Genomic DNA, 5,109 nt, shown 5'->3' on the forward strand with positions numbered 1-5,109 from the left:
TCCCGACACTGACCCTACGGGTACAGTGCGGGGCTCCTGCGATTTCTAGCTGACGCAACCAAGAGCAGCTACAGCCTCAAGCAGCAAAATGAATGCGCAGGTAGTCTTCTTCCATCTTGGCGCGGGCCGGGGTCATGGCCGCTAAAGTCTGGGGCAGAACCAAGTTGCGGCGGTGGTTGCCGATGCGGATGTTCAGCTCATCCCCGGTTTTGGTCAATTCCACCTGCTCTTTCGGGATCCCGGGCAAGTAAAGATCCAGCCGGTACTGGCCGTTGTCGGTTACCACATTCAGGGTTTGCTCGGCATAGAGCACGTCCGCCGGGTTGCGATCCCCCCAGAGGTCTTTTTTCAGGCGGGCTAGGGCGTCCCATCCCACCAACTCCTCGGAGTACAGCGGGATCTCGAAGACCGGCAGGGGGGCAAAGTTTTCGTGGATTTCCTGGCGATATTTCTGTTGGGCTGCCTTCCAGGCGGCAAAGTAGGGATCCACCACTCCATCGGGCAAGATGCGGTTGGCAATCACCAAATCGGTGGCCACCCCGTAAAGGCTGAGGTAGGCGTGGGCCCGCAGCGATTCTTTGATCACCATCTTTTCGGGGTTAGTGACCAGCCGCACTGAGGTGATGCGGTTGTTGGTGAGGATGCGCTCCAGCCGCTCAATCTTCTGATAGAACTCATAAGGAGCATCCAGCACCTGGTCATTCGGCAGCGGGATCCCGGTCAGCCCCTTCACAATCGGCTCGGCAATAGGACGCAGCATTTGCGCCAGCCCCTGCAGGGGTTTGTAGAACCTGCGCATGTACCAGCCAGAAACATCCGGCAGGCTCAAGAGGCGCAGGGCCGTGCCTGTAGGGGCCGAGTCGATGATCAACACATCGAACTTGCCTTCGTCGTAATGGCGATTCACCCGCACTAGGGCAAAGATCTCATCCATCCCTGGCAAAATCGCCAGCTCCTGTGCCTGCACCCCATCTAGCCCTCGCGCCTGCAACACCTGGGTAATGTAGGTTTTGACGGATCCCCAATTCAGCTCCAGTTCGTTGAGGGCGTCCAGCTCCGCCCCCCAAAGGTTAGGTTTGACCTCGACCGGCTCATGGCCCAAGGGCTGATCGAAGCTATCGGCCAAAGAGTGGGCCGGATCTGTGCTCAGCACCAAAGTTTTCAGGCCAATCTCGGCACAACGCCAGCCGGTCGCCGCCGCCATCGAGGTTTTGCCGACTCCACCCTTGCCGGTCATGAGGATGATGCGTTGCATGAGAGTGCCATTTACATTCTTTTACATCCCTAGCCTAACCGATTTGCTGTGCTCTTCGAGAGGCAGCCAAGGGGCTGAGGTGCAGCCAGCGGGTAAACTATTCATTTGATTACCAAATGATTGCCAAAAAGCTGATGGCAATCATGGCCAAGAAGTCAAGCCTGTTGCAGGCATGTGGGAGGTATGTGATGATCTGTCGCTGGCGGAGTGTGTTGCTGGTTGCCATCCTGACATTGGGGCTGTGGCTGGGATCCCTTTCTGTGCAAGCGGCTGCTGGCCTGCCCCGAGAGCTGCAACAACTGGAGCAACAGGTAGAGCGGCTGCAAAGCCTGGTGGAGGCGGAGGACTGGTTGGAGATCCGCTCCTACATCCACGGGCCGATGGGACTCACTCGTAAGACCTTGACCGGCCTGGCGGCTACCCTGCCAGATAAACAAAAGCGGGAAGTGCTGCGCCTGGCTAAGGAGATGGGCCGCAGCTTAGAACAACTAGACTTTGCCGCCAAAGCCTATGACCAACCCGAGGTGGAGGCAGCCCAGGCCAAGGTGAGAAAGACCTTGCAGGCGCTGGAGGCTGTGTTTTCCTAGTGAGGATCCCTTCTCTCTTTGGCGACTTTGGCGATATGGTGGTTTCAAGTTAGGGTGAGACGCCTAGGCCACTGATCGCGCCAGCGGGACGGAGTCCTTGAAAAGCCTTCTGGCCCTGCGCATTCAAGGTTTTGGGTGCGGATGCAGGGCCCTAGTTTGAATCGAAAACGCAGTCATTTCAAGTAGTGTAGTCATTTTTTAAACAGGTAATGAAACATTTCTGTCGCATTGGTCTCTAACTCCCCTCTCCCTCTGGGAGAGGAGCTGGGGGTGGTCGCGGCAGCGGCGCGGAGCGTTTGGGGAGTGTCTCAATCTAGTTTGAAATGACTGTAATTTACAAACAGGCTGTAACGGCTGCTACTTACAGCGGATGTTGCATCAGCCAGAAGCCGGCGAAAGACTGGGCCCTGAGATCGGTTTGAATGGCAAGAAAGTGGAGCCCCTGGGCCTGCTGCTGGCGCTGGGCAAAGACTTCTGCCTCTGTTCGCAGTGTTTCATCTCTCAATTGTGCAAACAGATAACAATCGTTGAGGCCCGCCTCGAGCAGTAGCCGTCCGTCTGCCACACTCAAGTAGGCGGGTTCCATACCGCTCATCCAGGCTGCCATCGGCAAAGCCCGCTGCGAGGTAATCACCAAGCCGGGAATGAGGGTGCTCCGCACCACTGGTGCCAATGTGTCGGGCGTCAAAGTGTCCCAGGCAACCGGAAAAAGCTCGCCAAATTCTATCGGCCAGGCGTCGGCTTCCCGCAGATCCTCAGCTCGCAAGGTCACGAAGGCCCAGCGTTCTCCCTGCAACTTGTCCGGCAGACGGATGGGATCCGGCGGATCCGGATCCACAGGAGGTTCGGGGCTGTAGGTAAACTGAGTCTCTTGAGGGTAAACCTGCTCTGCCCGTTCTCGCATCCAAGCTTTGAGGGTGTAAACGCGACGACTGGGCAGCATCGGGATCCCAACCGCATCGCAGGCCCGTTGCAGGATGGAACTCATGCGGGCTCGAAACACACGAATGGCCGAGGGAGGCTGGGGAGCCGCTTCGAGGTAGCTCCGCAACTGTCGTGCCACCCAGGTGCTATTCACCTCTTGGTTACTGCAATACTGCGCTTGGCGAAACCGGCCGGTGGGATCGCATACCAACAGCTCCCAAACCCTTCGGTTCTGCTCATCCCGCAGGGGGACGGCGTTGAAATCCATCTGCCAGATAGGGCCGCGCGCAGGGCCAGAACGCAGGGGTTGAGTGGCCAAAGGTTCCTCCTGTTTGCACTACATGCCACTTGAGCGGGCCGGGGATCGTTCGCGCGAGCGGTGGGAAGCACTGTCCCCGACCAAGGCCAATTCCCGCTCCCCGAAAATGGCGGAAGCGTTGCGGTAGTACTTAAACTCCAGCAGGTTATGGAAGGGATCCTGCAAAAAGAAGGTGCCATGCTCCAAGGGGGTGCCAACAAAGCGCCAGCGCGGCTCTTGATAAAAGGGCAAGGCCCGCGCCAAGGCACGGTCGGCCAGCGCCTGCCAATCCCCTTGGGTAGGGAAGATCAGGCCAAAATGACGAGGGTAGATGCCCCGCTGGGGCGTCAGCTCTTCGTGGGTGAGGTGGGCCACCAGTTGATGGCCGTACAGGTTAAAAATAACGGCAGCAGAGGTTTCTCGACCGATCTCACAGCCCAAGCCATCGCCGTAGTAGGCCTTGGCCAAGGCAATATCGGCAACTGGAAAGGCCAGATGAAAGCGGATGGGTTCCATAACGTCGCTCCTAAAAAGCCACCAAAAGTGCCCCACCAGCCAACATCAGAGCCAGCACCCCGAGCTGTGGGGCTTTTCCCCGGCTAATGGGATCCCCGCTCTTTTCAAGGTAGGCGATCTTAGAGCTGCTGCAAGGTGGGATCCCTTCCCGAGCCCGAGATAGACTATACGCCTTTGCGCAGGAGTGCCAACTGCTCGGATGCTATAACACTAGCTGGGGTGTTACCCCCGTGGCCCAGTCTGCAACAGACAACTCGGTGTGTTGAGAGCGTTGAAGAAAGGAAAGGGCAATCTTGGCTATGACCAGCATCTGGATTGAGCAGCGCCGCCGCGAGGATGAATCTCGCAACTTTTTTTGGATGGTGGCGCTGTCGCTGCTGCTGCACGTGCTGGTGCTGCTGGGATTGCTCCACTTGGGGCGGCTTCGGCTCACTCGCGAGCCAGAACAAGAAGCCATTGAGTTTATCCTTCTGGATCCAGAAGATCTGCAGCCCCCAGAGGAAGCAGATCTGGTTTCAGAAGTTGATTCCCGCGATGGGGGTGAGCGGGTAGAAGCCCCTCCGTCTCAAGGCAGTCCACCTCAATCTCAGGCCGCCCCTCCCCAGGAGGCCCCTCCACCGCCGCCGCCAAGACCCCAACCACCGCCACCGCCTGCCCCTGTTCCACCACCACCTGCCCCGGCTGCAGTTGCCCTGGCAACCCCAACTCCAACCCCTCCACCCAAGCCCACGCCTACCCCAACCCCCGCTCCCCCTCAGCCCACCGCGACCCCGACTGCGGCACCGCCCCCTCCCACGCCTGTCCCCAGACCTACTCCGACCCAAACTCCACCGCCTGTGGCGGCTGCTCCCTCCCCAAGGCCCACTCCCCCGCCAACTGCGGAGCCCTTGCCCATACAGCCAAGCGAGCGGGTTTCGGATCCCAGCCAATTGGCTCCCGTTCCGCCCGCTCCGCAACCGGTGACAGAGGTTCTTCCCGCCCAGCGGCCCTCTGACTCTTCCCAGTTGGGGCCTCCGGTCAGTGCCTCTGCTCCCAGCAATGGAGCCGGGATCCAGGGCAGTGGAGCTAGTGGATTGGCCAACCCCACCCAATCCGCTCCCAATCCCCCCAGTGTGGCAGCGCGGGCCAATGTGGATTGGGGTCCTTGGCTGGCCGCTTTGCAGCGGAAAGTGGAGCAAAATTGGATACCTGGGCAGACCGGTACCTCGCGCCGCACAGTGGTGATCTTTACAGTGGGTCGAGCTGGCGATCTGCAGAGCATTCGCCTGGGGCGCACGTCCGGCAGCCAACAAACAGACGATGCAGCGCTGACGGCTATCCAGAGGGCAGCTCCCTTCCTGCCGCTGCCTGAGGCTTACGAGGGCAACTCGGTGACAATTAATTTCACCTTTGATATCAACGTGCTGGGCCAGTTGACTGTAGGGGGATCCGCCAAGTAAACTACCCGACCCTGACTGCTTCGCGGTACAGAGTAGGCTTTTAGTAGCCCTGCAGTTAGTAAACTAACCACGGACCTCTGGGATGGTTTA

The 5,109-nt window shown here is 59.0% G+C and carries 5 protein-coding genes; 2 read left to right on the forward strand and 3 right to left on the reverse strand.

Going from position 1 to position 5,109, the window contains the following annotated elements:
- Positions 1-76 precede the first annotated feature (76 nt).
- A complete protein-coding gene (locus NW829_RS11565; RefSeq protein WP_414332153.1) occupies positions 77-1,255 on the reverse strand; it encodes a TRC40/GET3/ArsA family transport-energizing ATPase in 1,179 nt (392 codons plus the stop codon).
- 143 nt (positions 1,256-1,398) lie between these two features.
- Between NW829_RS11565 and psbQ the strand changes: the two genes are divergently transcribed.
- Positions 1,399-1,842: a photosystem II protein PsbQ gene (gene psbQ / locus NW829_RS11570; RefSeq protein ID WP_414417142.1), complete on the forward strand. Its 444-nt coding sequence runs from the start codon at positions 1,399-1,401 to the stop codon at positions 1,840-1,842.
- Between the two features lie 361 nt (positions 1,843-2,203).
- Here the strand turns inward: psbQ and NW829_RS11575 are convergent, their stop codons facing one another.
- Together NW829_RS11575 and NW829_RS11580 are read right to left on the reverse strand one after the other, a co-directional pair.
- Positions 2,204-3,085, reverse strand: a complete 882-nt coding sequence (locus NW829_RS11575) for a Tab2/Atab2 family RNA-binding protein (RefSeq protein WP_011432767.1) — start codon at positions 3,083-3,085, stop codon at positions 2,204-2,206.
- Between the two features lie 18 nt (positions 3,086-3,103).
- Positions 3,104-3,580, reverse strand: coding sequence for a VOC family protein (locus NW829_RS11580; protein WP_414382198.1), 477 nt, complete (start codon positions 3,578-3,580; stop codon positions 3,104-3,106).
- A gap of 299 nt (positions 3,581-3,879) precedes the next feature.
- Here NW829_RS11580 and NW829_RS11585 point away from each other — a divergent pair, with 299 nt between their 5' ends.
- Positions 3,880-5,019, forward strand: a complete 1,140-nt coding sequence (locus NW829_RS11585; RefSeq protein ID WP_414417143.1) for an energy transducer TonB — start codon at positions 3,880-3,882, stop codon at positions 5,017-5,019.
- Positions 5,020-5,109 lie beyond the last annotated feature (90 nt).

Origin of the sequence: Synechococcus sp. R55.8 (assembly GCF_047461895.1) — a bacterium.
Taxonomy (GTDB): Bacteria; Cyanobacteriota; Cyanobacteriia; order Thermostichales; family Thermostichaceae; genus Thermostichus.